19 protein-coding genes are annotated in these 24,938 nt (G+C 58.8%); 14 read left to right on the top strand and 5 right to left on the bottom strand.

Annotation, left to right across the window (positions count from 1 at the left end):
- Positions 1–220: 220 nt before the first annotated feature.
- The 3 genes from ACR2TX_RS17650 to cynS all read left to right on the top strand — a co-directional run bounded on the left by ACR2TX_RS17650 (position 221) and on the right by cynS (position 3,883).
- A complete protein-coding gene (locus ACR2TX_RS17650; protein WP_077729537.1) occupies positions 221–1,060 on the top strand; it encodes a formate/nitrite transporter family protein in 840 nt (279 codons plus the stop codon).
- Between the two features lie 590 nt (positions 1,061–1,650).
- The gene (locus ACR2TX_RS17645; protein ID WP_434130372.1) at positions 1,651–3,390 is read left to right on the top strand and encodes a protein kinase domain-containing protein; all 1,740 of its coding nucleotides are present in this window, start codon (positions 1,651–1,653) and stop codon (positions 3,388–3,390) included.
- 52 nt (positions 3,391–3,442) lie between these two features.
- Complete coding sequence (cynS, locus tag ACR2TX_RS17640; RefSeq protein ID WP_077729639.1) at positions 3,443–3,883, top strand: cyanase; 441 nt, start codon at positions 3,443–3,445, stop codon at positions 3,881–3,883.
- Between the two features lie 89 nt (positions 3,884–3,972).
- On the opposite strand, the gene ACR2TX_RS17635 is transcribed toward cynS, so the two are convergent.
- From ACR2TX_RS17635 to ACR2TX_RS17625, 3 genes are all read right to left on the bottom strand, one after another.
- Complete coding sequence (locus tag ACR2TX_RS17635; protein WP_156881205.1) at positions 3,973–4,143, bottom strand: hypothetical protein; 171 nt, start codon at positions 4,141–4,143, stop codon at positions 3,973–3,975.
- 313 nt (positions 4,144–4,456) lie between these two features.
- Positions 4,457–5,275, bottom strand: a complete 819-nt coding sequence (locus ACR2TX_RS17630; protein WP_077729540.1) for an alpha/beta fold hydrolase — start codon at positions 5,273–5,275, stop codon at positions 4,457–4,459.
- A gap of 9 nt (positions 5,276–5,284) precedes the next feature.
- On the bottom strand, positions 5,285–5,512 hold the full coding sequence (locus ACR2TX_RS17625) for an SRPBCC domain-containing protein (RefSeq protein ID WP_077729541.1): 228 nt from the start codon (positions 5,510–5,512) through the stop codon (positions 5,285–5,287).
- A 135-nt stretch (positions 5,513–5,647) separates the two neighbouring features.
- Here ACR2TX_RS17625 and ACR2TX_RS17620 point away from each other — a divergent pair, with 135 nt between their 5' ends.
- The 11 genes from ACR2TX_RS17620 (at position 5,648) to ACR2TX_RS17570 (ending at position 21,495) form a co-directional block, all read left to right on the top strand.
- The gene (locus ACR2TX_RS17620; protein WP_156882070.1) at positions 5,648–6,169 is read left to right on the top strand and encodes a helix-turn-helix domain-containing protein; all 522 of its coding nucleotides are present in this window, start codon (positions 5,648–5,650) and stop codon (positions 6,167–6,169) included.
- Complete coding sequence (locus tag ACR2TX_RS17615; RefSeq protein WP_434130369.1) at positions 6,166–6,705, top strand: IS630 family transposase; 540 nt, start codon at positions 6,166–6,168, stop codon at positions 6,703–6,705. Before ACR2TX_RS17620 ends, ACR2TX_RS17615 begins: the two co-directional genes overlap by 4 nt.
- A gap of 308 nt (positions 6,706–7,013) precedes the next feature.
- Positions 7,014–7,964, top strand: a complete 951-nt coding sequence (locus ACR2TX_RS17610; protein ID WP_434130367.1) for a hypothetical protein — start codon at positions 7,014–7,016, stop codon at positions 7,962–7,964.
- 613 nt (positions 7,965–8,577) lie between these two features.
- The gene (locus tag ACR2TX_RS17605) at positions 8,578–9,852 is read left to right on the top strand and encodes an MFS transporter (protein ID WP_347257764.1); all 1,275 of its coding nucleotides are present in this window, start codon (positions 8,578–8,580) and stop codon (positions 9,850–9,852) included.
- Between the two features lie 42 nt (positions 9,853–9,894).
- Entirely contained in the window at positions 9,895–11,616 is a 1,722-nt protein-coding gene (locus tag ACR2TX_RS17600) for a protein kinase domain-containing protein (RefSeq protein ID WP_434130365.1), read from the top strand.
- Between the two features lie 360 nt (positions 11,617–11,976).
- Positions 11,977–14,415 carry a nitrite reductase large subunit NirB gene (gene nirB / locus ACR2TX_RS17595; RefSeq protein WP_434130363.1) on the top strand — a complete coding sequence of 813 codons (2,439 nt, stop codon included), beginning with the start codon at positions 11,977–11,979 and terminating at the stop codon, positions 14,413–14,415.
- Positions 14,412–14,741, top strand: a complete 330-nt coding sequence (gene nirD / locus ACR2TX_RS17590; RefSeq protein ID WP_156881208.1) for a nitrite reductase small subunit NirD — start codon at positions 14,412–14,414, stop codon at positions 14,739–14,741. Before nirB ends, nirD begins: the two co-directional genes overlap by 4 nt.
- 63 nt (positions 14,742–14,804) lie before the next feature.
- Positions 14,805–17,531 carry a molybdopterin-dependent oxidoreductase gene (locus ACR2TX_RS17585; protein ID WP_434130360.1) on the top strand — a complete coding sequence of 909 codons (2,727 nt, stop codon included), beginning with the start codon at positions 14,805–14,807 and terminating at the stop codon, positions 17,529–17,531.
- 506 nt (positions 17,532–18,037) lie between these two features.
- Entirely contained in the window at positions 18,038–19,363 is a 1,326-nt protein-coding gene (locus ACR2TX_RS17580) for a CmpA/NrtA family ABC transporter substrate-binding protein (RefSeq protein WP_434130358.1), read from the top strand.
- Complete coding sequence (locus tag ACR2TX_RS17575) at positions 19,360–19,938, top strand: ANTAR domain-containing response regulator (protein WP_086134794.1); 579 nt, start codon at positions 19,360–19,362, stop codon at positions 19,936–19,938. The genes ACR2TX_RS17580 and ACR2TX_RS17575 overlap by 4 nt, the downstream gene beginning before the upstream one ends.
- Positions 19,939–20,226: 288 nt before the next feature.
- A complete protein-coding gene (locus ACR2TX_RS17570; RefSeq protein WP_434130356.1) occupies positions 20,227–21,495 on the top strand; it encodes an alginate export family protein in 1,269 nt (422 codons plus the stop codon).
- A gap of 193 nt (positions 21,496–21,688) precedes the next feature.
- On the opposite strand, the gene pntB is transcribed toward ACR2TX_RS17570, so the two are convergent.
- Together pntB and ACR2TX_RS17560 are read right to left on the bottom strand one after the other, a co-directional pair.
- A complete protein-coding gene (gene pntB, locus ACR2TX_RS17565) occupies positions 21,689–23,089 on the bottom strand; it encodes a Re/Si-specific NAD(P)(+) transhydrogenase subunit beta (RefSeq protein ID WP_077729550.1) in 1,401 nt (466 codons plus the stop codon).
- A gap of 15 nt (positions 23,090–23,104) precedes the next feature.
- Entirely contained in the window at positions 23,105–24,667 is a 1,563-nt protein-coding gene (locus tag ACR2TX_RS17560; protein WP_434130353.1) for a Re/Si-specific NAD(P)(+) transhydrogenase subunit alpha, read from the bottom strand.
- Positions 24,668–24,938 lie beyond the last annotated feature (271 nt).

The raw sequence follows: 24,938 nt of genomic DNA, 5'->3' as shown, positions 1-24,938 counted from the left end.
ATCTTTTTATTCTATTCCAAGCCGCACAAAATTACGCAATTGCCATGATCTATCAATAACTTAGCAAGAATAACGAAATTTGGCACAAAATCCGCTTATATCGAGCTGAGGTTTATTAAGCAACGGCGCTTTAACCCCTTTAGGGTTATGGCGCTTTTTTTTGCCTCACTGGTTCTTCATCGCATGACCGATACCAATAATCGAGCTAAAGGAGAAAATTATGTCTTATTTAGTCCCGTCAGAATTTGTCACCAAGATGGTGGATGCAGGTGAATCGAAAGTATTCATGTCAACCAGGGATACGGTGATCAGAGCGTATATGGCCGGCGCCATCCTGGCATTGGCAGCGGTGTTTGCGGTTGCGATGACCGTACAGACGGGCTCTCCGCTCATTGGCGCCATGTTGTTCCCCGTCGGTTTTTCCATGCTGTATTTGTTGGGCTTCGATCTACTGACCGGGGTATTTGTTTTGACGCCGCTTGCATGGCTCGATAAACGCCCGGGGGTGACAATTGGCGGTATCTTAAGGAACTGGGCGTTGGTCTTTATCGGCAATTTCATGGGGGCGTTTACCGTGGCGGTGATGATGTCGATCGTTTTCACCTTCGGTTTCTCGACAGAACCCAATGAAGTAGGTCAAAAAATTGCCGGTATCGGGGAAGCGCGTACGCTAGGTTATGCAAAGTATGGAGCGGCAGGCATGCTGACGCTCTTTATCAGAGGCATGCTTTGCAACTGGATGGTCTCTACCGGCGTTGTCGGCGCGATGATTTCCACGTCGGTAAGCGGTAAGGTGATCGCCATGTGGATGCCGATCATGCTCTTCTTTGCAATGACCTTCGAGCATTCGATCGTCAATATGTTTTTGTTTCCGTCAGGTCTGATCATGGGCGGAAAGTTTTCGATCATGGATTACCTTATCTGGAATGAGATTCCGACCGTTGTGGGAAATCTGGTTGGCGGGCTCGCGTTCACCGGACTGACTTTGTATTCCACACATGTAAGAACGGCGCCAAAACGGGTCAGTAAGGAGCGTGTCTCGGTGGGAAGAGCAGCCTGACGAGTGACCTCTCATGCCAAAAAGTTGGTGAAGAGGAATCAGTGAGGCTGGTAATAAAGGATGATGGCTGGCGGGAATTCCGGATGAGTTGTGGGAGCGGAACGGTGGGTCGGGAGGCGCGCCCATAGCCGGCTTATTAACCCGGCCTATAAATATAGGCCGGGTTAATCCGGGGCAGGGATGCCCCGGCGCGGCGACAAGCCGCGTGAGCGCAGGCCGGGCGTGTACCGGGCCTGGGCGGCGGCCCGAAATACCAGGAGGGTATTTACGGGCCTGATTAATAATCTGTTCAGCCGTAATTTGATCCATTGGGAACAACGGGCGATAACGATCTTGCCATGCTCTACTTGGCCTGCAGCATCATCGCCTGACGTGCGACCAGCCTACTGGGATCGGCTCCAAATAATATGCAATAAGATGAAAGAGCTTCAGCTGTCTACACGGTTGAAGCTCCCTCAATCTCGTTCTTGATCCGGTCCCCATGAAGTATTAGGCCGTTTGTGCTGGGCTTGCCGAAGCTTTGTAGTCTTTCGACAAGCTCAAGGCGGGCGGCTTAAAAGCTTTACCAGGTCGGATCTATAAAAACAAAAATGTCCAGTCAATTAAGAATCTCCGTAGGACAATACTCCGACAAAGGCCGTAAGGAAACCAATCAGGATTTTCACGGTGTTTGCATACCGAAAGAGCCCCAGTTGAGCTCGAAAGGAATTGCGATTGCGCTGGCCGACGGGATCAGCAGCAGCGATGTGAGCCAGATTGCCAGCGAAGCCGCTGTTAGGAGTTTTCTCGAGGATTATTTCTGCACTTCGGACGCTTGGTCTGTCAGGAAGTCAGCACAGCGGGTTTTGATCGCGACCAACTCCTGGTTACATTCACAGACACAGCAAAGCCAGTATCGTTACGATAAAGACAGAGGTTATGTGTGCACCTTTAGCGGCATGGTGATCAAGTCAACCACCGCACATATTTTTCACGTGGGCGATACGCGCATCTATAGATTGCATGATGATGCCTTGGAGCAATTGACCAACGATCATCGATTTTGGGTATCGCAGGATAAAAGCTATCTTGGTCGGGCTTTAGGCGTTAATCCTCAGCTCGAAATTGATTATCGAGCATTGCCAGTGGAAGAAGGCGACATTTTCTTATTCGCGACAGACGGCGTTTATGAATATGCCAGTCCTCGGTTCATCATCAATGCCATCAGAGAGCATGAAGACGATCTCGATACCGCTGCGAAAGCGATCGTGGACGCAGCATACCAACAAGGCAGTCCGGATAATCTCACGGCTCAGGTCGTTAAAATCGAAAACTTGCCTAAGCAGAATCCGGATGAACTCTATCAGCAGTTAACCGAACTGCCGTTCCCCCCGATTTTGGAAGCCAGAATGGTTTTTGATGGCTACAAGATCGTCCGGGAGGTGCATGCCAGCAGTCGCAGCCATGTTTATCTGGCGGTTGATAACGAAACCGGCACACCGGTCATCATCAAAACGCCATCGATCGATCTTCGGGGCGACCCGGCTTATTTGGAAAGATTCTTGATGGAAGAATGGATCGCTCGGCGCATCAATAGTGCGTATGTACTGAAGCCTTGCGCACAGACGCGGAAACGCAACTATCTCTATATCGTCACCGAATTCATTGACGGTCAGACATTAACGCAGTGGATGATCGACAATCCGAGACCGGACCTGGAAACCGTGCGCGGCATCGTTGAACAAATTGCCAAAGGATTACGCGCTTTTCACAGGCTGGAAATGCTGCATCAGGACCTGAGACCGGACAATATCATGATCGACCGTACCGGCACGGTGAAGATCATCGATTTCGGTTCGACGAAAGTTGCCGGCCTGACGGAGATCACAACGGCAATCGAGCGAAGTCATCTGCTAGGTACTGCCCAATATACCGCGCCGGAATATTTTCTTGGCGAAAGCGGGACAACATATTCCGATATGTTTTCGCTGGGCGTTATAGCTTATCAAATGCTGTCGGGTAAACTGCCTTATGGCGCCGAAGTCTCCAAGGCCAGAACCAGAGCCGCACAAAAGAAATTAGCCTATCACTCTGTACTCGATGACGATCGGGAAATCCCTGCCTGGATCGATGATGTGCTCAGGAAGGCAGTACATCCGAACCCGTATCAGCGTTATGGGGAATTATCCGAGTTTATCTATGATCTACGCCACCCGAACCAAGCGTTTCTGAATAAGACCCGTCCACCGCTCATCGAACGTAATCCAGTAGTTTTCTGGAAAAGCGTTTCCTTCATTCTGGCAATTACTGTTGTTGCCTTATTGTTTAAGTTAACAAATAGGGGTATCTAAAATGAAAACAAAATCGACACAGACACCGTCATCTTGCAAAGCCGATTCTCTGCTGACCAAAGAACAAATGACGGACCGCATTATTACTGCAAAAGTAAAAAAACAACTCACTTGGACAGCCATTGCCGAACAGATTGGCGTCAATGAGGTTTGGCTGGCCTCGGCTTGTCTTGGCATGAACAGCATGAAACACGACATTGCCGAAAAGCTCTGCGCCATTTTGGAGCTGCCTATTGAAGTTCGAGCCGCCTTGGAAATGTTTCCTCACAAACAATGGCCCTTCGAAATACCCCAAGACCCGCTTATTTATCGGCTTTATGAAATCGTCGGCGTTTACGGAGAAACCTTGAAAGAAATCATTCATGAAAAATTCGGAGACGGTATCATGAGCGCGATAGATTTCAGCATGACGGTCGGCAAAGAAGAAAACCCAGCCGGCGATCGCGTCGTCATCACCATGAACGGTAAATTTTTGCCTTACAAATCCTGGTAAATCGGTAAAGGATTGCTTTGCCGGGCTCTATGAGACGAGTCGGCAACCGGCGGATCGGGCGAAAGAGCGGGCTCGAGTGAGAGCCGCTACTAGCTCACCGCCCGGTCGAATTCGAACTCCGGCGCCGGCTCGCCCCGCTCCAAATCGTTGGCGGAGGTTGAGCCCCAATCAGACACAGTCTGGGCGGCGATATGGAGCTGGCGTGGCATCACGCAGTCGCGATGCTCGGCCAGGAACGCCCCGATGTTGGAACGGTGCATGGCGCGGGCCGCCTCGATACCCAGCAGCAAGCCGCCGAGCACCACGGTGCGGTGGGTGCAGCCGAATCCTCACGGTCGAATTTGTATTCGGGTAGTGCCGACATTTCTCTTCCGAAGCCGAAAAAAAAAGCGCCCATGCCGGTTCCGTACGAAACCGGCCAAGGACGCCTTTGTCCGAGGAAGCTATGAACGCCGCTGTTCGCGCTTCCCCTTGATTTTCAAAAATTCCTGTCATGGAAGGAAAATCGGCTCCCGGTCTGCGAAGAACACGTTGCTTAGACGCAGTGCAACGGTAACTTCCGCCGTTGGACGATCACGAGTGCATACGGACGAACTCGATAATAGCCTTAGCGTACACGTCCGGGTGGGTGGCGTGCGGGATGTGCCCTGCTCCCGGAAATTTCAGGACCTCCGCGCGAGGCATCGCCTCTGCAAGCTTGCCGACTACTGGTCCGAAGATGGGTGGGCTCTGGTCGCCCAGCGTGAGGAGAGCCGGACGCGTAAACTCCTTGATCCACTCCAGCTCGAAAACCAGCTGTTCGGGATCTTTCGCCTCGTCGAGGAAGGTCGGAGCATTATCCATCATGATCTTCTTGTACTCCGGCGGCAGTTGAGCCCAGGACCCCGGGCCGAGCACAACAGTCTCGACGAACTGTTCGGCGGCGCCGGCATGATCGCCCGAGGCGATCCGTTCGACCACGCCCCCAACTCGTTGCCGAACCTGCTCCAGCATCGGCGCAACGGCGGAGTCGTCGGCGAGCAGCGCGAAGAGGGGCCGCTCGTGAATGATGAGGCCGCGAAGGAGGTCGTGCCGCTCACCGGCCAGCCGGAGCGCAATCGATGCGCCGAACGAGTTTCCCGCTACCCATGCCGGCGCGAGTCCCAGGTCCTGTATCAACGCAGCAAGGTCGGCCACGTCCTCGCGCACACTGCCTTGTCCCGGTGGACACGTACTCTCGCTGTGGCCACGGCGATCGTAGGTGAGAACTCGAAAAGAGTCGACCAAACGGGGAACGAGCAGGTCCCAGTCGTGATGAGAATCCCATGAGCCGTGAACCAATGCGAGGGGAGCCTCCCCGCTGCCTTGGAGTTCATAGAAAAGCCGCACACCGTTGACATTTGCGGCTGCCATGCCGACCTCCTATGTCCGCGACTTCGCCCTGCAACAAAGCGTCACGGGCGATGCTCGGTGTATTTCTTTTCCTTTAATCTCGCCGTCAAACAATATCTCGCCACCCGCTTTGCAATCGGACGTTACCTTTTTGAGGGGAAAGTATTTGACGATTTCATCATACCGCGTGAGCGCATCGAATATCGTCTCCGGCCTTGCTTCGATAAAAATACTTTTCCTTATCGTAAAGCTATCCATTCTCCGTAGCGCTCCGTCTGTTTATTAGGTATTCAAAGTGAGTAGGTTACGCCGTATTGCTTTTCTCCATTCGGCTAACAACCCGCGCTTAAGTACATCCCATAAAGTTCTGCGGAAAGGGCGTACACTGGTGGCATGAAAGCCATCCTGATCCCCCCGTTGGGCAAAGCGCAACAGAGTGAGTTAGACACCCTGTATCGAAAGACCAAGGACCCACGGCTCCGAACTCGTGCCCAGATGGTCTTGCTCTCGGCCGAGCGGGGTCTCAAAGCGCTGGAGATCGCGGGGATCGTGCGGGAGAGCGAGGACACCGTGGTGCGGTGGCTGAAACGGTATCAGAGCGAAGGCGTGGACGGGCTGAAAGATGCGCCGCGAGCGGGACGGCAAGCCAAAGTGACGGCGGCGTATCGGGCCGCCCTGGTGGCGGCGGTACGGCGCCGTCCGCGCAGTTTGGACCTGCCGTTTTCCATATGGACCCTGCAACGGCTGGTGGATTACCTGGCCGAGCAAACCGGGATTCGCATCGCTCTGGAAACCCTGCGCCAAACCTTGAAGCGCGAAGGGATTGTGCTCAGTCGTCCGCAGCATAAGATCAGCAGCCCTGATCCAGACTATGCGGTGAAAAAAAAGCGGTCGAAGACACCCGTGATCACTTGAAACCGGGCGATGTGTTTTACTACGCCGACGAGTTTAACCTCAGTTGGCTGCCTACCTTGACGGCGTTGTGGAGCCCGGTAGGCCAGCAAATTATGATTCCGACCCCAGGTCAGCCTAAGAAGCGCTATGGGTTGGGAGCGGTGAATTACCATACCGGTGAAACCGTGGTCTTATTCAAACGACACAAGCGCCGTCGGGAGGTGGCCGAACTGCTGCAAGCCATAGTGGACCAGCATCCCACGGGGACGATTTACGTCGCGTGGGACAATGCCGACACGCATCAAGACGACGAGATCGAAGCGGTCGTGCGCGGAGCCGCCGGGCGACTGGTCCTGCTGTACTTGCCGACCTATAGCCCTTGGCTCAACCCGATCGAGATGCTGTGGCGCCATTTCCGCCGCGAAGTGACCCATTGCGAACTCTTCGAGACGGTAGCCGCCTTGCTCCAAGCCGCCCGCGAGTTCTTCGACCGTCACAACCGCTCTCCACAGCAGGTGCTCTCGATTATCGGTTCCTATGCCGCAAAAGTTTCATGAATGTACTTAAAGTGCTTTTCCATCGTTTCCCGCGGTTTCTGCTGATGGCGTTCATAGAGGATGCTCCAGACGGCTTGATCCGTCAGCGAGACGGGTCCTTGATATCGAGGATGACGAGCCGACCACCAGGCCGAAGCGAGCGGGCTGCGTCCCGAGCCCTACGCGTTTTTCCATCTCCAGTGATCTTGCCATTCCGCAAGTTAAATAAGGCAAACCTGCCCGTCTCCGGGGAAGGTTGCAACTCGTTCCTCCCCGGGATATAAGAAACACCCATTCGTTGTCCGGAAATCGTGCCCGCCATCCGCAAGATGAGTACTCGTATCGAATATCCGCACCACAGGTTGCAGCTCATGTTCCTGTTGTCGATAACCGCCGGCGTGGTTCTTCACCTGCTGCAACTGCCGAGCCTGTTGCCCCAGCGGGAGGCCGGGACGATTATGCTGGTGGCGGCATGGCCTCAGCGCTTCTATTTCTGGACATTCGAAGCGCTGGCCTGGTTGCTTGCCGGAACTGCACTTGCCTTGAACCTCTTCTCGCCGAACCTTCCGGCCTGGTACGAGGGCGCAACCCCAACTCAGCGAGCGCGTGCATTGGGTACCGCCCTGGTCCTGGTTCAGCTCCTGCTCGGTCTCGGGTTTTGGCTTACCCGAGACAAGGGAGCGGACCAGCTCAGATGGCTGCGTGCCGCGTTCTGGATGGGCGGCGAGTTCCGAATTCCGGCCATTTTTGCAAGCTTACAGCTCTGGTTTGCCGCGTGGCTTTCGTTCCAGTGCTACCGCCTCGACCGCGCGATTTTCTGGTTCGCGTCCGCGCTGGTATGTACCTACCTCGGGTTCGATGAGTTGCTTTCGTTCCACGAGGCGGTCGGCGTCTTGCTGAAAGGCAGCACACTGATCGGCGACGGCGAGAACACCCTGAGCGTCGGCCCGGTCAGGACGTATTTCTGGCCACTGGTTTTCCTGCCGTTGCTGCTGGTCATGAGCGCCTGGTTTCTTGTCGCGGCACGTCGAGCGGTCGGCCCCCGCGCCCTGTGGCAACTGGTATTGGCCGGGCTCGTATTCGCGACAGGCGCGCTGGGCTTCGAGATCGTCGAGGCGAACGGCGCAGCACGCCTGGGAGAAGCATGGTTTAACTCCACGCCGGGGCAGGTCGTACTTCTGGCGGAGGAATCCTTCGAAACACTGGGGGTGACGCTCGCCGTCGTCGTATTCGCGAGGCACCGCTGGCAAACCCTTGCCGTGTCCCGCGGCGTCGATTGAACGGCCGGTTCACCCCGGCCGTACCTCGGTGGTGCCGGACGCGGAAACACCACCGAAACCTTCAAGTCGCGCTGTTCCGGGCCTTCCAGCAATTTCAGCGTTGCGCCCGACGGGACCGTAGGCTGGGTTGCAGCGATAGCGAAAACCCAGCTAATCCACGTCTTAAACTGACGAAAAAACCGCATCACTCGCGAACGATGCGGTTTATGCCCGGCCAGTCCCGGTTCGGCATCCAACCGGCTCCACCTGCTCTATCCGTTACTTTATATAGACTCACCGGAATACGGGTGCCGTCTTACCACCGTTAAGCGCCCGCGATCCGTACCTGCGCTTCAACTCGGTGCACCGTAGGCGCAACAATGGTGCAAATAGCTGCGGGAAGGCATTCTGCACAGCCCAGCCGACCGCCGAAATGCTGGGCCGACGTGCTTTCGCGCTGTTTGGCACGCGAGCTGCTTACATCAATCAATAGAATGTACCTGCGCCAACGGTGGCGTTCAGGAACATGGCAAAGGCGTCTTGCGATCATCGTGCATCGATGTTCGCCGGGCGCTTTTTTTTTGCTCCGGATTCACCGGAGAGCGGCTCTAGGATTTTTCGAGAAGATTTGTCGATGGACTTCAAAGAATTCAAGCGTGCCGGCCACTGGCCAACCCTGTTGTCCGCCTTTCTTTATTTCGACGTCTCCTTCATGGTCTGGGTGATGCTCGGGCCTTTGTCCCTGTACATCACCAAGGATCTGGGGCTACCGGTGGGGGAGAAGTTCACCATTGTCGCGATTCCCATCCTGTCCGGCGCAATATTCCGCATCGTTCTGGGTTCGATGGCCGACCATCTGGGACCCAAGCTGACTGGCGTTCTGGCCCAATTGCTGGTGATCCTCGGGCTCACCTATGTATTCGTGTTCGGCCTGCATTCCAAGCTGGAAGTGGAGTTGCTGGGATTGCTCTTAGGTATAGCCGGAGCCAGCTTCGCCGTGGCCTTGCCCCAGGCCAGCCGCTGGTATCCGCCCCAATACCAGGGCGTGGTGATGGGTATCGCGGGAGCCGGCAATATGGGGGTAGTCCTGGATTCCATGATCGTCCCTTGGCTGGCGGAACGTTTCGGCTGGCAGGCGGTGTTCGGTTTCCTGCTCATTCCTCTGGTGCTGGTGCTCGTCATCTACGCCGTTCTCGTCAAGGATGCCCCCGACAAACGCACGCCGGTCACCCTGGCCAACTACGCCGCGGTCATGAAGGACCCCGACACCTGGTGGTTCATGTTCTTTTATTCCATTACCTTTGGGGGCTTCGTGGGGCTCGGCAATGCCCTGCCTCTTTATTTCACCAACTGGTATCACGTCTCCGGAATAGCCGCGGGCATGATGGTCGCGCTCGTGGTATTCGCCGGCTCGATGTTCCGGCCGGTGGGAGGGCTTTTGGCCGATCGGGTAGGCGGCATCCGTGCCCTGCAAGTTCTGTTCGTAATCGTTTCCCTGAGCTATCTCGCGATTTCGTTCTTGCCGGAGGGGCCGGCGCCGCAATCGGCGAGCGACGCGAAAGTGGCCGGCTGGGGTCTGTTCGAACTGCCGGCGCTCGCATGGTCTGCCGTCGGCATTTTTTTCGTCGGCACGCTGGCCCTGGGGATGGGCAACGGAGCGGTATTCCAGTTGGTGCCGCTGCGTTTCCGCAGGGAAATCGGCGTGATTACCGGACTCGTCGGCTGCGCCGGAGGTGTGGGCGGATTCTTCCTGGCCAAGACCCTGGGCTGGTCCTGGAATGTGCAACACGGCTTCGCGCTGGGTTTCAGCGTGTTCGCGGGGCTGCCGCTCCTGGGGCTCGTCGGCCTGATCATGGTCAAGAAACGCTGGCGCACGACCTGGGGCGCGGTATCCGGTGCGCGGGTCTGAGCATGGCGGAATGGGGATAAGGGAACACACCGGGGTGCGTCAGTGACTGCGAACGGACAACTCGCCTTGAGCGCCGCCTTCGCTTCCCGCCAAGGGCGGCGCGAAGACAACCAGGACTACGCCGGTATCGCTCAACCGTCGCAGCAGGAACTGGCCTGTCGCGGCGTCGTCGCGGCGGTGGCGGACGGCATGGGCGGGGCCAAGGGAGGGCGGGTAGCCGCGGAGTTGTGCATGCACAGCTTCATGGAAGCCTATTACAGCCTGGCCGAAACCTTGGCGGTGGAGCAGTTGCTGGATCGAAGCCTGGATGCCGCCAATCGCTGGATACACGCGATGGGCAAGCGTGACCCGAATCTCGCCCACATGGCTACCACCTTCAGTGCCTTGATTCTTCGCGGCCGCCGCGCACATCTGATACACGTCGGCGACTCGCGCATCTACCGCCTGCGCGGCGAGCGGCTGGAGCTGCTGACGGAGGATCACACTTTGAACGGCCCCGAGCTGGACCATATCCTGTACCGGGCCGTGGGCCTGGAGCCCCTGCTCCGGACCGACTACGCCGTGCACACGCTCGAAATCCACGACCGTTTCCTGCTGTGCAGCGACGGCCTACACGGCGGACTTAAACAAGCCGAGATCGCGCGCATCCTGCTGGAAAGGGCCGCGCCCCAAAGCAGTGCGGACGCTCTGGTCGAATCGGCGCTGGAGCGAGGCAGCACCGACAACGTCACCGCGCTGGTGGTGGATGTCATCGCCCTGCCCCGGGCCGACCGGCAATCGCTGCGGGAAATCATCGAGTCCTTGCCGATCCTGGAACTACCCCGTCCCGGCGATACGGTGGATGATTTTCAACTGGAAGAACTGCTGTCTTCCGGGCGCTACAGCGCGCTGTTCCGCGCGGTCGACCGGCGCAACGGCAACCCGGTGGTCATCAAGTTCCCTCATCCGCGGGTAGCCAGCGAGCGGCAATATCACGATGCCTTTGTCCGGGAAGCATGGATCGGCGGGCGGGTGAAGAGTCCGTGGGTGGCCGAAATTCTGGAACAGCCGCCGGAGCGGCAAAGCCGTCTCTACTCGGTCATGCCGTATTATCGCGGCGCCACGCTCGAACGGCACCTGCGGCGAAACGCACGCATCGGCCTGGAGCCGGGCATCGACCTCGCTCTCAAACTGTGCAAGGCGGTGCACGCACTGCACCGCCAGCAGATCGTGCACCGCGACATCAAGCCCGACAACATCCTGCTTCCGGACGACGGCGGCCTGAAACTGCTGGATCTCGGAATCGCCCGGTTGCCGGCCTGGGACGAGGACCAGGCCGATCCGATGCCGGGCACCGCCAGCTACATGGCGCCGGAACTGTTTCACGGCGAGCGGGGCAGCGTCGCCAGCGACATCTTCGCGCTGGGGGTAACGCTCTACCGCGTGTTCTCCGGAGGCGCCTATCCCTACGGCGAGATCGAGCCCTTCAGCACGCCCCGGTTCGGAAAACCCAAGCCCCTGACCAGCCGCCGTCCGGATTTGCCGGTCTGGCTCGACGCCGCCTTGGCGCGCGCGGTCGCGATCGACCCCGGCGAACGCTATGCCGACGCCATCGAGCTGGCCTTCGAGCTGGAATCCGGATTATCCAAGGGCGGCGGCAAGCGCGTCTCCGCCCGTCCCCTTCCCCTGTACCAGCGCAATCCGGTTCTGTTCTGGCAACTGACCGCGCTGCTCCTGTTCGGATTGCTGATGGCGTGCCTGTTTCAGGCCTACGGGAGGGTTTAGGTGTTTATCAATGCAGTAAATAAAGCCGTCATGCCGGCAGGGAAGGGTCATCCGGGCGCTCCCTGGATGACCGTTTGCGATTGGAAGGGTCATCCGGGCGCTCCCCGGATGACCGTTTGCGATTGGAATGCCGGCATCCAGAGCACAGGGATTGTGATCCGGGCCGATGCCATCCTTGGCGTCTGGATTCCGGCACAAAACCGTCGGGAACGGTTTTGGACAGCCGCAGGCTGGTCTGAAGGACGAGCCCCCTGGGAAGGGGCGAGCAATCCGTGCCGGAATGACGAGGTTCATCTCACGTCCCCGCATCCTACGAAAGTTGATTTGACGAATGGGATTCATCCCGGAGGTAGGTAAGCCATGAAAAAACAGAAACTCATCGTAATCGGCAACGGCATGGCCGGCATACGCACAGTCGAGGAGCTGCTGAAAATCGCTCCCGACGCATACGACGTCACCGTGTTCGGTGCCGAACCGCACTGCAATTACAACCGTATCCTCCTGTCCCCGGTCCTGGCCGGCGAAAAGACGCTGAACGACATCATCTTGAACGATGACGACTGGTACGCGTCGAACGGCATCACGCTGCACAAGGGGCGGAAGATCGTCGCGATCGACCGCCGGCGGCGGCTGGTTCGGACCGAAGACGGGCTGGAGGCCGGCTACGACCGCCTGCTGCTCGCCACCGGCTCCATGCCTTTCATGCTGCCGGTCCCAGGCAGGGATTTGCCGGGCGTAATCGGTTTTCGCGACATCCGCGACGTGGAACTGATGCTGGAGGCTTCGCAGAAGTACCGGCATGCGATCGTCATCGGCGGCGGCCTCTTGGGGCTTGAAGCGGCCAATGGGCTGAAAAAGCGGGGGATGGCGGTTACTGTCGTGCATCTCCTCGATACCCTGATGGAAAGGCAACTGGACAAACCTGCCGCGGACCTTTTGAAACGGGCGCTCGAGGACAGCGGCCTCGATTTCCGAATGGAAGCGCAGACCGAAGCTATCCTCGGCCACGACCGCGTCACCGGCGTACGCTTCAAGGACGGCTCGGAAACCCCGGCCGATCTGGTGGTCATGGCAGTGGGCATCCGCCCCAACGTCGATCTCGCCAAGAGCGCCGGCATCCATTGCGAGCGAGGCATCCTGGTCAACGACACCCTGCAAACCTTCGATCCCCGCATTTATGCCGTAGGCGAATGCGTGCAACACCGGAAGCAGCTTTTCGGCCTGGTGGCCCCGCTTTTCGAGCAGGCCAAGGTCTGCGCGAATCACCTGGCGGAATACGGCATCGCGCGCTACGAGGGCTCGGTGACGTCCACCAAGCTGAAAGTGACCGGCATCGATCTTTTCTCCGCCGGCGAGTTTCAGGGCGGAAACGGCTACGAAGAATTGTTGTTTCAAGATCCCGCCCGAGGCATCTACAAGAAGCTGGTGGTCGAATCCAACCGCATCAAGGGCGCGGTGCTTTATGGCGATACCGGCGACGGCGCCTGGTACTTCCAGTTGATGCGGGACGGCACCGATATCTCCGCTTTCCGGGAAAACATCCTGTTCGGACAGGCGCATTTGGGCGATGCCGGCCACGGGGCGGACAACCGCGCAGCGCTCATGCCGGACACGGCGGAGGTCTGCGGCTGCAACGGCGTCTGCAAGAAGACCATCGTCGACGCCATCGTTCAGAAAAAGCTATTCACTCTGGATGACGTGCGCACCCATACCAAGGCATCGGCTTCCTGCGGCTCGTGCACCGGTTTGGTGGAGCAGATCCTGCAAAGCACCCTGGGCAGCGATTACTCGGTCAGCCCGGCCAAAAAGCCGCTATGCAAATGCACCGACCATACCCATGAAGAAGTGCGAGAGGCCATTCGCGCGGAAAATCTCAAGACGATTCCCGAAGTGATGCGATTCCTCGATTGGAAAACCGTCGACGGCTGCCATTCCTGCCGTCCCGCGCTCAATTATTACCTGCTCTGCCAGTGGCCCAACGAATACCTGGACGATCCGCAGTCGCGCTTCATCAACGAGCGGGCCCACGCCAATATCCAGAAGGACGGCACCTATTCAGTGGTGCCGCGGATTTGGGGCGGCGTCACCAATCCTCGGGAGCTGCGCGCCATCGCCGACGTGGCCGAAAAGTTCGAGATTCCGACGGTCAAGATCACCGGCGGCCAGCGTATCGATCTTCTGGGCGTCCCGAAACAACAGCTTCCGGCGGTTTGGGCGGAACTCGGCAAGCACGGCCTCGTCTCCGGCCATGCCTACGGCAAATCGCTGCGCACGGTCAAAACCTGCGTCGGCAAGGAATGGTGCCGGTTCGGCACGCAAGATTCCACCAAGATGGGCATAGACCTCGAAAAAATGACCTGGGGGTCGTGGACGCCGGCCAAGGTCAAGATGGCGGTATCGGGCTGCCCGCGCAACTGCGCCGAGGCCACGATCAAGGACTTCGGCGTGGTGGCGGTGGATTCAGGCTGGGAACTTCACGTCGGCGGCAACGGCGGCGTGAAGGTCCGCGCCACCGATTTTCTGTGCAAGGTCGATACGGAAGAGGAAGTGAAGGAATACTGCGGCGCCTATATGCAGCTATACCGGGAAGAAGCCCGCTACCTGGAGCGGACCGCGCACTGGATCGAACGCGTCGGTCTCGCTTATGTCCAGGAGCGCATCGTCTCGAATCCGGAAAGCCGACGCGCCTTGTACGAGCGGTTTCTCGAATCGCAGAAAAGCGCCCAGATCGATCCATGGGCGGTTCTCGCCAAGGAATCCGAGCGGCAACACTTCGAACCCTTGAGGAAAGTAGGATGAATGTCATGAGCGACTGGATCGAAATCGGCCGAATCGAGGACATTCCCCGCCAAGGCGCTCGCGTCGTCGCCACGCCGGCCGGCAATGTCGCCATCTTCCGCACCCTGAACGACGAAATTTTCGCGGTTCGCGACCTCTGTCCGCACAAAGGTGGGCCGCTCTCCCAAGGCATCGTATGCGGAAAGCGGGTGGCCTGTCCGTTGCACAACTGGGTGATCGACCTGGCGTCCGGCGATGCCGCTCCGCCGGACGAGGGCCGAACGGCATGCTTTCCGGTAAGGCTGGAAAACGAAAGGTTGTGGTTGCAGCTCGACAGGCCGGAATAGCCGGAATTCCGTGAACGTTTGCCCTTATCCCAGCCACACTTCGTTATTAAGAGGAAGAGAAACGTGAGTTCTGCACCGCTCTCAGATCCGTCCTTAACAGCGGACGATGCGCCCATCGCCACCACCTGTCCCTACTGTGGCGTCGGCTGCGGCGTGCTGGCCAAGCCGCGCGGTCCCGAGTCGGCGGACATCAAGGGCGATCCGGAACATCCGTCCAATTTCGGGCGGCTTTGCTCCAAGGGCTCGTCGCTCGGAGAAACCCTGTCGCTGGAAACTCGGCTGCTTTATCCCGAGATCAGGGGCCGGCGGGTGAGTTGGGACGAAGCGCTAGGCACCGTCGCCGACACGTTTCGACGGATCATCGATATCCACGGTCCCGACTCGGTGGCGTTCTACGTCTCCGGTCAGCTCTTGACCGAGGACTATTACGTCGCGAACAAGCTGATGAAGGGTTTCATCGGCTCTGGAAATATCGATACCAATTCCCGCCTCTGCATGTCGTCCACGGTCGCGGCCCAGAAACGGGCCTTCGGCGAGGATGTCGTGCCCGGCTGTTACGAGGACCTGGAACTGGCCGATCTCGTCGTGCTGGTCGGTTCCAACGCGGCCTGGTGCCATCCGGTGCTGTTTCAGCGTCTGGTTGCGGCCAAACGGGAAAATCCCCGCCTGAAGATCGTCAACATCGATCCGCGCCGCACGGCGACGAGTCAGTCCGCCGATCTGCATCTCCCGATACGGCCGGGTACCGACGTGGTTCTGTTCAACGGACTCCTGAATTATCTGCGCCAGGATGACAGGATCGATTTCGCCTTCCTGGAAAATCATCTCGGTCGCTATGCCGAAGCGTTCGAGAACGCGCGCAAAACGGCTCCCTCCCTGCCCGCTATTGCCAGGATCTGCGGTATTCCCGAAGAGGACCTCGCGAGCTTTTACCAATGGTTCGCCCGCACCGAAAAAGTCGTCACCGCCTGGTCGCAAGGGGTCAACCAGTCGTCCAGCGGCACCGACAAGGTCAACAGCATCATCAACGTTCATCTTGCCACCGGGCGGATCGGCAAACCGGGCATGGGCCCCTTCTCCCTGACCGGCCAGCCCAACGCCATGGGCGGGCGGGAGGTCGGCGGACTCGCCAATCAGCTCGCGGCGCATCTCGACATCGAGAATCCCGAACACCGGGCTCTCGTGCAGGAGTACTGGAATGCGCCGCGCATGCCGGATAAGTCCGGACTCAAGGCCGTGGAGTTGTTTCAGGCGATCGCCGAGGGACGCATCAAGGCAGTCTGGATCATGGCCACCAATCCGGCCGTGAGCCTGCCGGACGCGAACGCGGTGCGGGACGCGCTCCGCCGCTGCGAATTCGTGGTGGTTTCCGAATGCGAGTCGGGCACCGACTTGGGCGCCTACGCACATGTGAACCTGCCCGCGCTGGCCTGGGGTGAGAAGGACGGCACCGTCACCAACTCGGAGCGTCGCATTTCGCGCCAGCGGGCATTTCTGGCAGCGCCGGGCGAAGCCAAGCCGGATTGGTGGATCGTCAGCCGGGTTGCCCAGCGTATGGGATACGAGGAAGGTTTTCGCTACGGGTCAGCTTGGGAAATTTTCCTGGAGCACGCCCATTTGTCCGGCCTTCGGAACGACGGCAAACGGGTGTTCGACATTTCCGGTCTCGCGGAACTCGATCGCGCCGGCTATGAAGCCTTGAAGCCGATCCAGTGGCCGGTAAATGGGCATCATCCGAACGGCGCGTCTCGCCTGTTCGACGCAGGCGGGCTTTCAAACTTCGGCCGCCGCGCCGGAATGGTGCCGGTGGTCCCCAAAGCGCCGGCCAACCCGCCCGACGCGGCCTATCCGCTGGTGCTCAATACCGGGCGCGTCCGCGATCAATGGCACACCATGACCCGCACGGGAAAAACCGCCCGCTTGACCAACCATGTTCCCGAGCCTTACGCCGAGCTGAACCCCCACGATGCGGCCCGATTCGCCATTCAGGACGGAACCCTGGTTCGCCTCGAGAGCCGGTTCGGCCAAGCCCTGGTCCGCGCCCGCGTCAGTAAAGACCAGCAGCCAGGATCGGTGTTCGTGCCCATGCACTGGAGCGGACCCTATGCCAGCAAAGGCTTGATCAATGCCTTGGTCAACCCGGCAACCGATCCGATGTCCGGCGAACCCGAATCCAAGCATACGCCGCTCCGGATCGCGCCCTATCGGCCGGCGTGGCACGGCTTCTTGCTGTCGCGCGAACCGCTTGACGCTATCGAGGTCGAGTACCGCGTCACGATACGGGGAGACGGCCATTGGCTTTACGAGCTGGCACATTCCGAGTCACCTTCGGACTGGCCTGTCTGGATGCGCGGCTTGTTCACCCATCCCTCGGGTTCGCGCGAATCCGCGTCCGCCGAGCCGGTGCCCGGCAGGGAAGAATGGCTGGAGTTCGCCGACATCCACTCGGGCCGGTACCGCTGCGCACGCCTCCTCGGCGGACGTTTGCAGTTTTGCGCCTTCATAGACCGGAGCTTCGAGCTGCCGCCGCGCAGTTGGCTGGCCGGTCTATTCGCACTGGATGAAGTGCCCGATCGGGCACGCATGAGCCTTTTGGCCGGAAAACCGGCTTCGGCCGAGGATGATCAGGGGCGTATCGTCTGCTCCTGTTTCGGGGTCGGCATCAATACCTTGAAACGCGCCATTCAGAAGCAAAATCTGTCGACAACGGAACAAATTGGTGCAGCACTCAAAGCGGGAACCAATTGCGGTTCCTGTATTCCCGAGCTCAAGTCCTTATTGCAGGGGTAAAAACACCAGCGCCGCTGCGGCGGCACAAGGCGTCTAGCATTGCCTCGTATTTGTGCACTTCAACGGCCTATGTTCCTATTTAAGGCATCGCTTATCTCGGCCTAATTCAAAATCGCTTTTAATAAAGAATTCATGTTTGTAGGGTGGGTTAGGCCGGAGGCCGTAACCCACCGAGCGACCTCGAATCGGTGGGTTACGCGGAGCCTGTCGAAGGGCCTGTCCCGAGCGGAGACTAGGGGCTAACCCACCATCGATGGGTTTCGCTTCGCTCTACCCATCCTACGATGAATGTTCACTCGAATGCCGAACGGAATGACGTAGGTCGGCAATCCCTTGCCGACTGTCTGGGCTACGGCCAAGCACTGGACCGTATGGCACGATCATTGCTGAAACCATAACGTCGTGGCAGGCTACTCGCGTCGTAACTGCTATCGGAGCCGATACGCTCTTGACGCTTCACAATCCAATCCATCCTGGAGAATTTTGGACAAGGAGACCCTTAACTCATGACCTCGGTTCCCCAATGGCTGCGCCCTGGCGTTCATGCGGCAGGCGGCGAAGGACTCGAGAAAACCCAGATCGACTTGGGTTTCATCCCGCTGACGGACTGCGCACCGCTCGTCATCGCCTACGAAAAAGGTTTTTTTCGAAAACACGGGCTGGAAGCGAGACTTTCCCGAGAGGTGTCCTGGGCCAATATCCGCGACAAGGTATTCGCCGGCTTGCTGGACGGCGGTCATATGCTGGCACCCATGCCCATCGCCACGACGCTCGGTCTCGGGGAACTGAAAAAACCGACCATCGCCGCTCTGTCCCTGGATCTCAACGGCAACGCCATTACCGTTTCCCTGGACTTGTACCGGCGCATGGCCGAACTCGATCCGGCGGCGGCAGCCGAGCGGTCCATGAGCGTCCGTGCACTGAAGAAAGTCATCGATACCGGCAAGAACTCAGGAAGCGAGCCCTTGTGCTTCGCAACGGTATTTCCGTTCTCCCCCCATAACTACATGCTGCGCTACTGGCTGGCCGCCGGCGGCATCGATCCGGACCGCGACGTGCGCCTGGTCGTGATCCCGCCGCCGCACATGGTGAAGTACCTGAGCAGCGGAGAAATAGACGGTTACTGCGTCGGAGAACCGTGGAACGCGCAGGCCGTGGCCACCGGCGTCGGACGCACGCTGATCACCGATTACGAAATCTGGAACAACAAGCCGGAAAAAGTGCTGGGCGTGAACCGGGAGTGGGCCGAGCGGCATCCCAATACTCACCGTGCCTTGCTGATGGCGCTTCTGGAAGCGGCGCAATGGATTGATCAACCGGAAAACCGTATCGAAGTGGCCGATATTCTGGCTCGGGAGGAATACGTCAACGCGCCGGCTGACGTGGTGAAAATGTCCATGGTCGGCTCGTTTCGCTACCAGGTCGACGCCGCGCCCGCGCCGCTTCCCGACTTCAACGTGTTCTTCCGTTATGCCGCGACGTTTCCCTGGCGCTCCCATGCCGTCTGGTTCATCACTCAGATGTACCGTTGGGGACAACTCCGCGATCCCGTAGACATGCGAAAGCTTGCCGAAGAGGTCTATCGGCCCGATCTTTACCGCGAAGCCGCCCAGGCTCTGGGCCTGCCCTTCCCCACCGCGGACTACAAGACCGAGGGGCAGCACGGCGAACCGTGGACGCTTCGGGAAGCCACCGAGCCGATGATCCTGGGTACGGATCAGTTCCTGGATGGCGGCACCTTCGATGCGCTCCGTCCGGTGGATTATCTGGAGCGCTTCGAGCTGCACAATCGGCAGGTTTCACTGGACGAACTGGCCAAGGTCAATCCATGAGCCTCAGAATCATGCTGGTCGATCAGGATTCGGCACGCAGCGCCATATTGGAGCAAGCGCTGCACGATGCCGGACATCAGGTCGTCGCCCGGATCAAGCACGGCCACAACCTGCTTCGAGAACTCAAGGAATGCCAGCCGGACATGGTGATCATGGATCTGGAGGCGCCGGGCCGCGACACCTTGGAGCAAATGCGGGAGATTAGCCGCGACCAGCCGAGGCCGATCATCCTGTTCTCGAACAAGCGCGACGGCGATTACATCCGCCAGGCCGTGCAGGCCGGGGTAAGCGCCTATGTGGTGGACGGCCTCAGTCAGGAACGCATCATGCCCATCGTCGAGGTGGCCATGGCCCGTTTTCGCGAATTCGAGGCGCTCAAGCGCGAACTGCACGAAACCAAAACCCAGCTAGCCGACCGGAAAGTGGTGGACAAGGCCAAGGGCATTTTGATGCAGCGAAAAGGAATGAGCGAGGACGAAGCGTATCAGTTGCTGCGCAAAGCGGCCATGAGCCGCAACATGCGCATCGCGGACGTAGCCAGGACCCTGCTTACTCTGGAAGGGCTGACGGACTGACTTCGGGGCGAATTCCGCCCGCCTTTCGCGCATCGCGCACTCTTTTGTCGCACCCGATGCACCAGCCCACCCGCCCGGCGCCTCCGCACTGCGCCGCCAGCTGCTGTTTCAGAGCTGTTTAGCGCGTTAAACGAGCTTGGCACGCTTCCTGTTAGTCCTATGAAAGCTAGAGTCGCGCGCTGACGGCGGCGCTCGACTTCCGGACAAAGGCGTCCTCCCGCAGCTCTTCAACTGCGGGCGACGCCTTTTTTATTGCTTATCGGATCACAACAGAATGGGGGTACAGTCATGGGGATTATCAGGCAGCCGCTGAGTAGCGGCAGCTTAGCGCGGCTTCTGATGCTGGGGCTCGGCACGGCCAGCCCGGTTTTTGCGGAGGGTATTAACGAGAGTATCGAAAAGGCGTTGAACGTCGGCGGCGGCAAGATCAACATCGATATCCGGTATCGGTTCGAATACGTGGATCAGGCCAATCTGCCCGAAATCGCCAAGGCCGATATGATCCGGGCGCGCATCGGCTATTTGACTCCGGAATTTCACGGGCTCAAGGCCTTCGCCGAATACGAAGGCAACCAGGATCTCTTCAGCAACGAGTACAACAGTACCTGGAACAACAAGACTCGACATCCCGTCATCGCCGATCCCCAGAAGAACGAGGTCAACCAGTTATGGCTGAATTACAGCGGTTTACCTCAGACCAACCTAAAAGTCGGCCGTCAACGCATCATCTTCGACAACCATCGTTTCATCGGCAACGTCATCTGGCGGCAGCTGGAACAGACTTATGACGCCGTGGCCATCACCAACGCCAGCCTGCCCGACACCACGATCACCGCCGGTTATATTTGGAAAGTGCAGGACGTCACCTCCCGCACCATCGGCATGAATTCGCCGATCTTCAACATTGCCTACACCGGTCTCCCTTGGGGCAAACTCATCGTCCACGGTGAATGGCTGGATTACGACAATCAAAACGAAAGCTTTCCGACGCGAACCTTCAATACCCTCACCAATTCCACCCAGACGGTAGGCGTTCGCTTTGACGGCGCGACGCCCATCACCGACAAAATCAAGGCCCTCTACACGGCCGAATACGCCTGGCAGGAGGACTATGCGGAAAACCCGAAGGACTTCAAGGTCGATTATTGGCTGGCGGAAGGCGGGGTCGATCTGTGGGGCTTCGTCTTTAAAGGGTCCTTCGAGGAACTGGGCTCGGACAACGGCCAGGGCTTCCGTACGCCGCTCGCGACGCTGCACGCCTTTCAGGGCTGGGCGGACAAATTCCTGGTGACGCCGCCCGACGGCATCCGGGACGTGTACGGCACGTTCAAGACCAGCCTGTACGGCTTGGATTTATGGTTCGTCTACCACGATTTCCGGGACGATACCGGCAGCATCCGCTATGGCGAGGAGTTCGACGTACAGGTGGAAAAGAAATTCGGCAAGCATTATTCCCTGCTCTTCAAGTTCGCCGACTACAACTCGTCCAACCCGAGAGCGTTTGCCGGCAACGTCGACACTCAAAAATGGTGGCTGCAGGCGGGGATCAGTTTCTAAGAAAGCTGGGAATTTAAGGCCGTAGGATGCGGTGAGTATTCGAACCGCATCGATCGCGACAGATGCGGCTCCTACGTCGCCACATCCTACGGTCATTTACATTTATCCTTGCAAGTGCTTGAGCTCGCGTAGGGCGCATTAGCTTTAGCGTAATGCGCCGCATGGGAAATCCATTCTACGCAAACCGGTATTTCTACCCCTGCAAGTGCTTCAGCACCTCGTCCAGCATCTTCTTGGCGTCGCCGAACAGCATCCGATTGTTCTCCTTGTAGAACAGCGGATTGTCGACGCCGGCATAGCCGGACGCCATCGAGCGCTTCATGACGATCGAGGTTTTCGCCTTCCAGACCTCCAGAACCGGCATGCCGGCGATGGGGCTGTTGGGGTCTTCCTGCGCCGCCGGGTTCACGATGTCGTTGGCACCGATGACCATGGCGACGTCGGTCTCCGGGAAGTCCTCGTTGATTTCGTCCATTTCCAGCACGATGTCGTAAGGAACCTTAGCCTCGGCCAAAAGCACGTTCATATGGCCCGGCATACGGCCCGCCACCGGGTGGATGGCGAAACGCACGTCGACGCCTTTTTCACGCAGCAGCCTGGTGATCTCGTACACCGTATGCTGGGCCTGAGCCACCGCCATGCCGTAGCCCGGCACCAGAATGGCGCGGCTGGCGTTGCGCAGGAGTTCGGCCGTTTCTTCCGGTGTGATCGGCTGCACCTCGCCTTGTGGCCCCGCCCCAGCCGCCGGCGCTACGCCGGTACCGGTACCGAACCCGCCGGCGATGACCGAGAGGAAATGGCGGTTCATGGCACGGCACATGATGTAGGACAGGATCGCACCGGAAGAACCCACCAGAGCGCCGGTCACGATCAGCAGATCGTTGGACAGCATGAAGCCGGTGGCCGAAGCCGCCCATCCCGAGTAGCTGTTGAGCATGGACACCACCACCGGCATATCGGCGCCGCCGATCGCCATGACCATGTGCACGCCGAAAGCTAGCGCAACGGCCGTCATCAGCAGCAACGGAACGAACCCGCCCGCAGTGGACTGCGCGTTGACGAAGCCGGCCCCCAAGATGATGGCTAGAATCAAAAGGCCCAGATTGAGCCAGTGCCGGGCCGGAAGCAGCATGGGTTTGCCGTCGATCTTGCCCGACAGCTTACCGAATGCGATGACCGAACCGGAAAAGGTCACGGCGCCGATCAGAACGCCGAGATAGATTTCCACCTCATGAATGGTTCTCTCCACCCCGGTAAAGGCAGCGGTCGGATCGATGAAGTTCGCATAACCCACCAGCACCGCAGCCAACCCCACCAGGCTGTGCATCAGCGCGACGAGTTCCGGCATTTCGGTCATCTTGACCTTGATCGCGGCGTAGACCCCGACGCTGCCGCCGATAGCCATGGCGACGATGATCGGAACATAGCTGGTCACCTTCGGCCCGAACACGGTTGCGAGGATGGCGATGGCCATGCCGAGGATGCCGTAGAAATTGCCGCGCCGCGCGGATTCAGGATGGGAAAGCCCCCCGAGGCTCAAGATAAACAGTATCGTCGAGCCGATATAGGAAACGGTAACTAATCCTTCTGACATTGTTATTCTCTCCGCTTATCTTCTGAACATGCGCAGCATGCGCTGGGTGACCCAGAAACCGCCGGCCATGTTGACCGAGGTCAGAACGATGGCGAGCCCCGCCAAGATGGTGATCAACACACCGGGCGAGGAAATCTGGATCAAGGCGCCGATGGCGATGATGCTCGAAATGGCGTTGGTGACGCTCATGAGCGGAGTGTGCAGAGCCGGGGTGACGTTCCAGATCACCATGTAGCCCACGAAACAGGCCAGCACGAAAACGGTGAAGTGGGACATGAACGCCGCCGGAGCCACAGAACCGAGGCCGTAGAACAGGAGACCCGCCACGCCCAGCGTGATGCCGGTTTGCGCCCAGGCGGGCAGCAGCGGCTTCTTTTCCGCCTTCTTGATTTCGACCGGCGGTGCCGGGGTGGCGCCTGCCGGGGCTGCGGTGATTTTCGGCGGTGGCGGCGGCCAGGTAATTTCCCCCTCCTTGATCACCGTGGTTCCGCGTATGACCTCGTCCTCCATGTTGACGTCGATCGTGCCGTCCTTGTTCGGGCACAGCTCTTCCATCAGTCTCAGAAGGTTGGTGGCGTACAGCGTGCTGGACTGACGGGCAAGCCGGCTGGGCAGATCGGCATAGCCGATGATGGTGACGCCGTGTCGGACGACGACTTCGCCCGGGACCGTCAGCTCGCAGTTGCCGCCCTGCTCGGCCGCCAGGTCGACGATGACGCTGCCGGGTTTCATGGATTCCACCATTCCCGCGGTGATCAGTGTGGGCGCGGGCTTGCCCGGAATCAGCGCGGTCGTGATGACGATGTCCACGTCCATGCACTGGCGGGCGATCATTTCCTTTTGGGCCTTTTGGTAGCCCTCGCTCATCACTTTGGCATAGCCGCCGACGCCGGTGCCCTCCTCCTGATAGTTGACTTCCACGAACTCTGCGCCCATGGATTTGACTTGGTCTTTGACTTCCGGGCGGGTATCCGTTGCCCGGACGATGGCGCCGAGACCGTTCGCCGCGCCGAGGGCGGCCAACCCGGCGACGCCGCAGCCGATGACGAATACTTTCGCCGGCGGCACTTTGCCGGCGGCGGTCACCTGTCCCGTGAAGAACCGCCCGAAATGCTGGGCCGCCTCGATCACTGCGCGGTAGCCGGCGATATTCGCCATGGAACTCAAGGCGTCCAGCTTCTGCGCGCGGGAAATGCGGGGCACGCTGTCCATCGCCAGCACAGTGGCTTTCTTGGCCGCGAGCCGTTCCATGAGATCGGGGTTCTGGGCCGGCCAGATAAAGCTGATGAGATTGCCGCCCTCGCGCAAATAGTCGACTTCATCCACGGCCAGTTCGGGATGGACTTGAGGACCACGCACCTTGAGCACGATGTCCGAGCCGGCCCATAAGGATTTAGCATCATCGGCGATGTCGCAGCCGACTTCGCGGTAGGCATCGTCGGAAAAGTTGGCGCTGTCGCCGGCCCCGGTTTCCACGGTCACCGAGAAACCGAGTTTCATGAGTTTTTCGGCCACCTCCGGCACGGTTGCAACACGCTTCTCTCCGGCGTGTATTTCTTTGGGAACCCCAATTCGCATAAAACGTACTCCTCCTAGCGCTATCGAGCGCAACAATTACGAACGTTGTTTTTGTTCAAGAGGGCGAAAACAGGGCGCCAGAAGTCCCGTTCCTGGTGGGACGGAAATAGCTAACTTGCGTGCGACAATGAGAAATTCACAATCTATGTCTCGATAATTGACAAAATTTTCTGGCCCGGCGTAACGACCCCCGCACCTTCTTAAAGTAATTGCCGGGAGAGGTCAACTTATTTTGCCTCTGGCAACCCATCCGGATTGGGCTGCGGAACTC

The organism is Methylocaldum sp. GT1BB, assembly GCF_051027545.1.
In the GTDB taxonomy this organism is placed as follows: Bacteria; Pseudomonadota; Gammaproteobacteria; order Methylococcales; family Methylococcaceae; genus Methylocaldum.
This window is presented reverse-complemented; position numbering and strand designations above follow the sequence as displayed.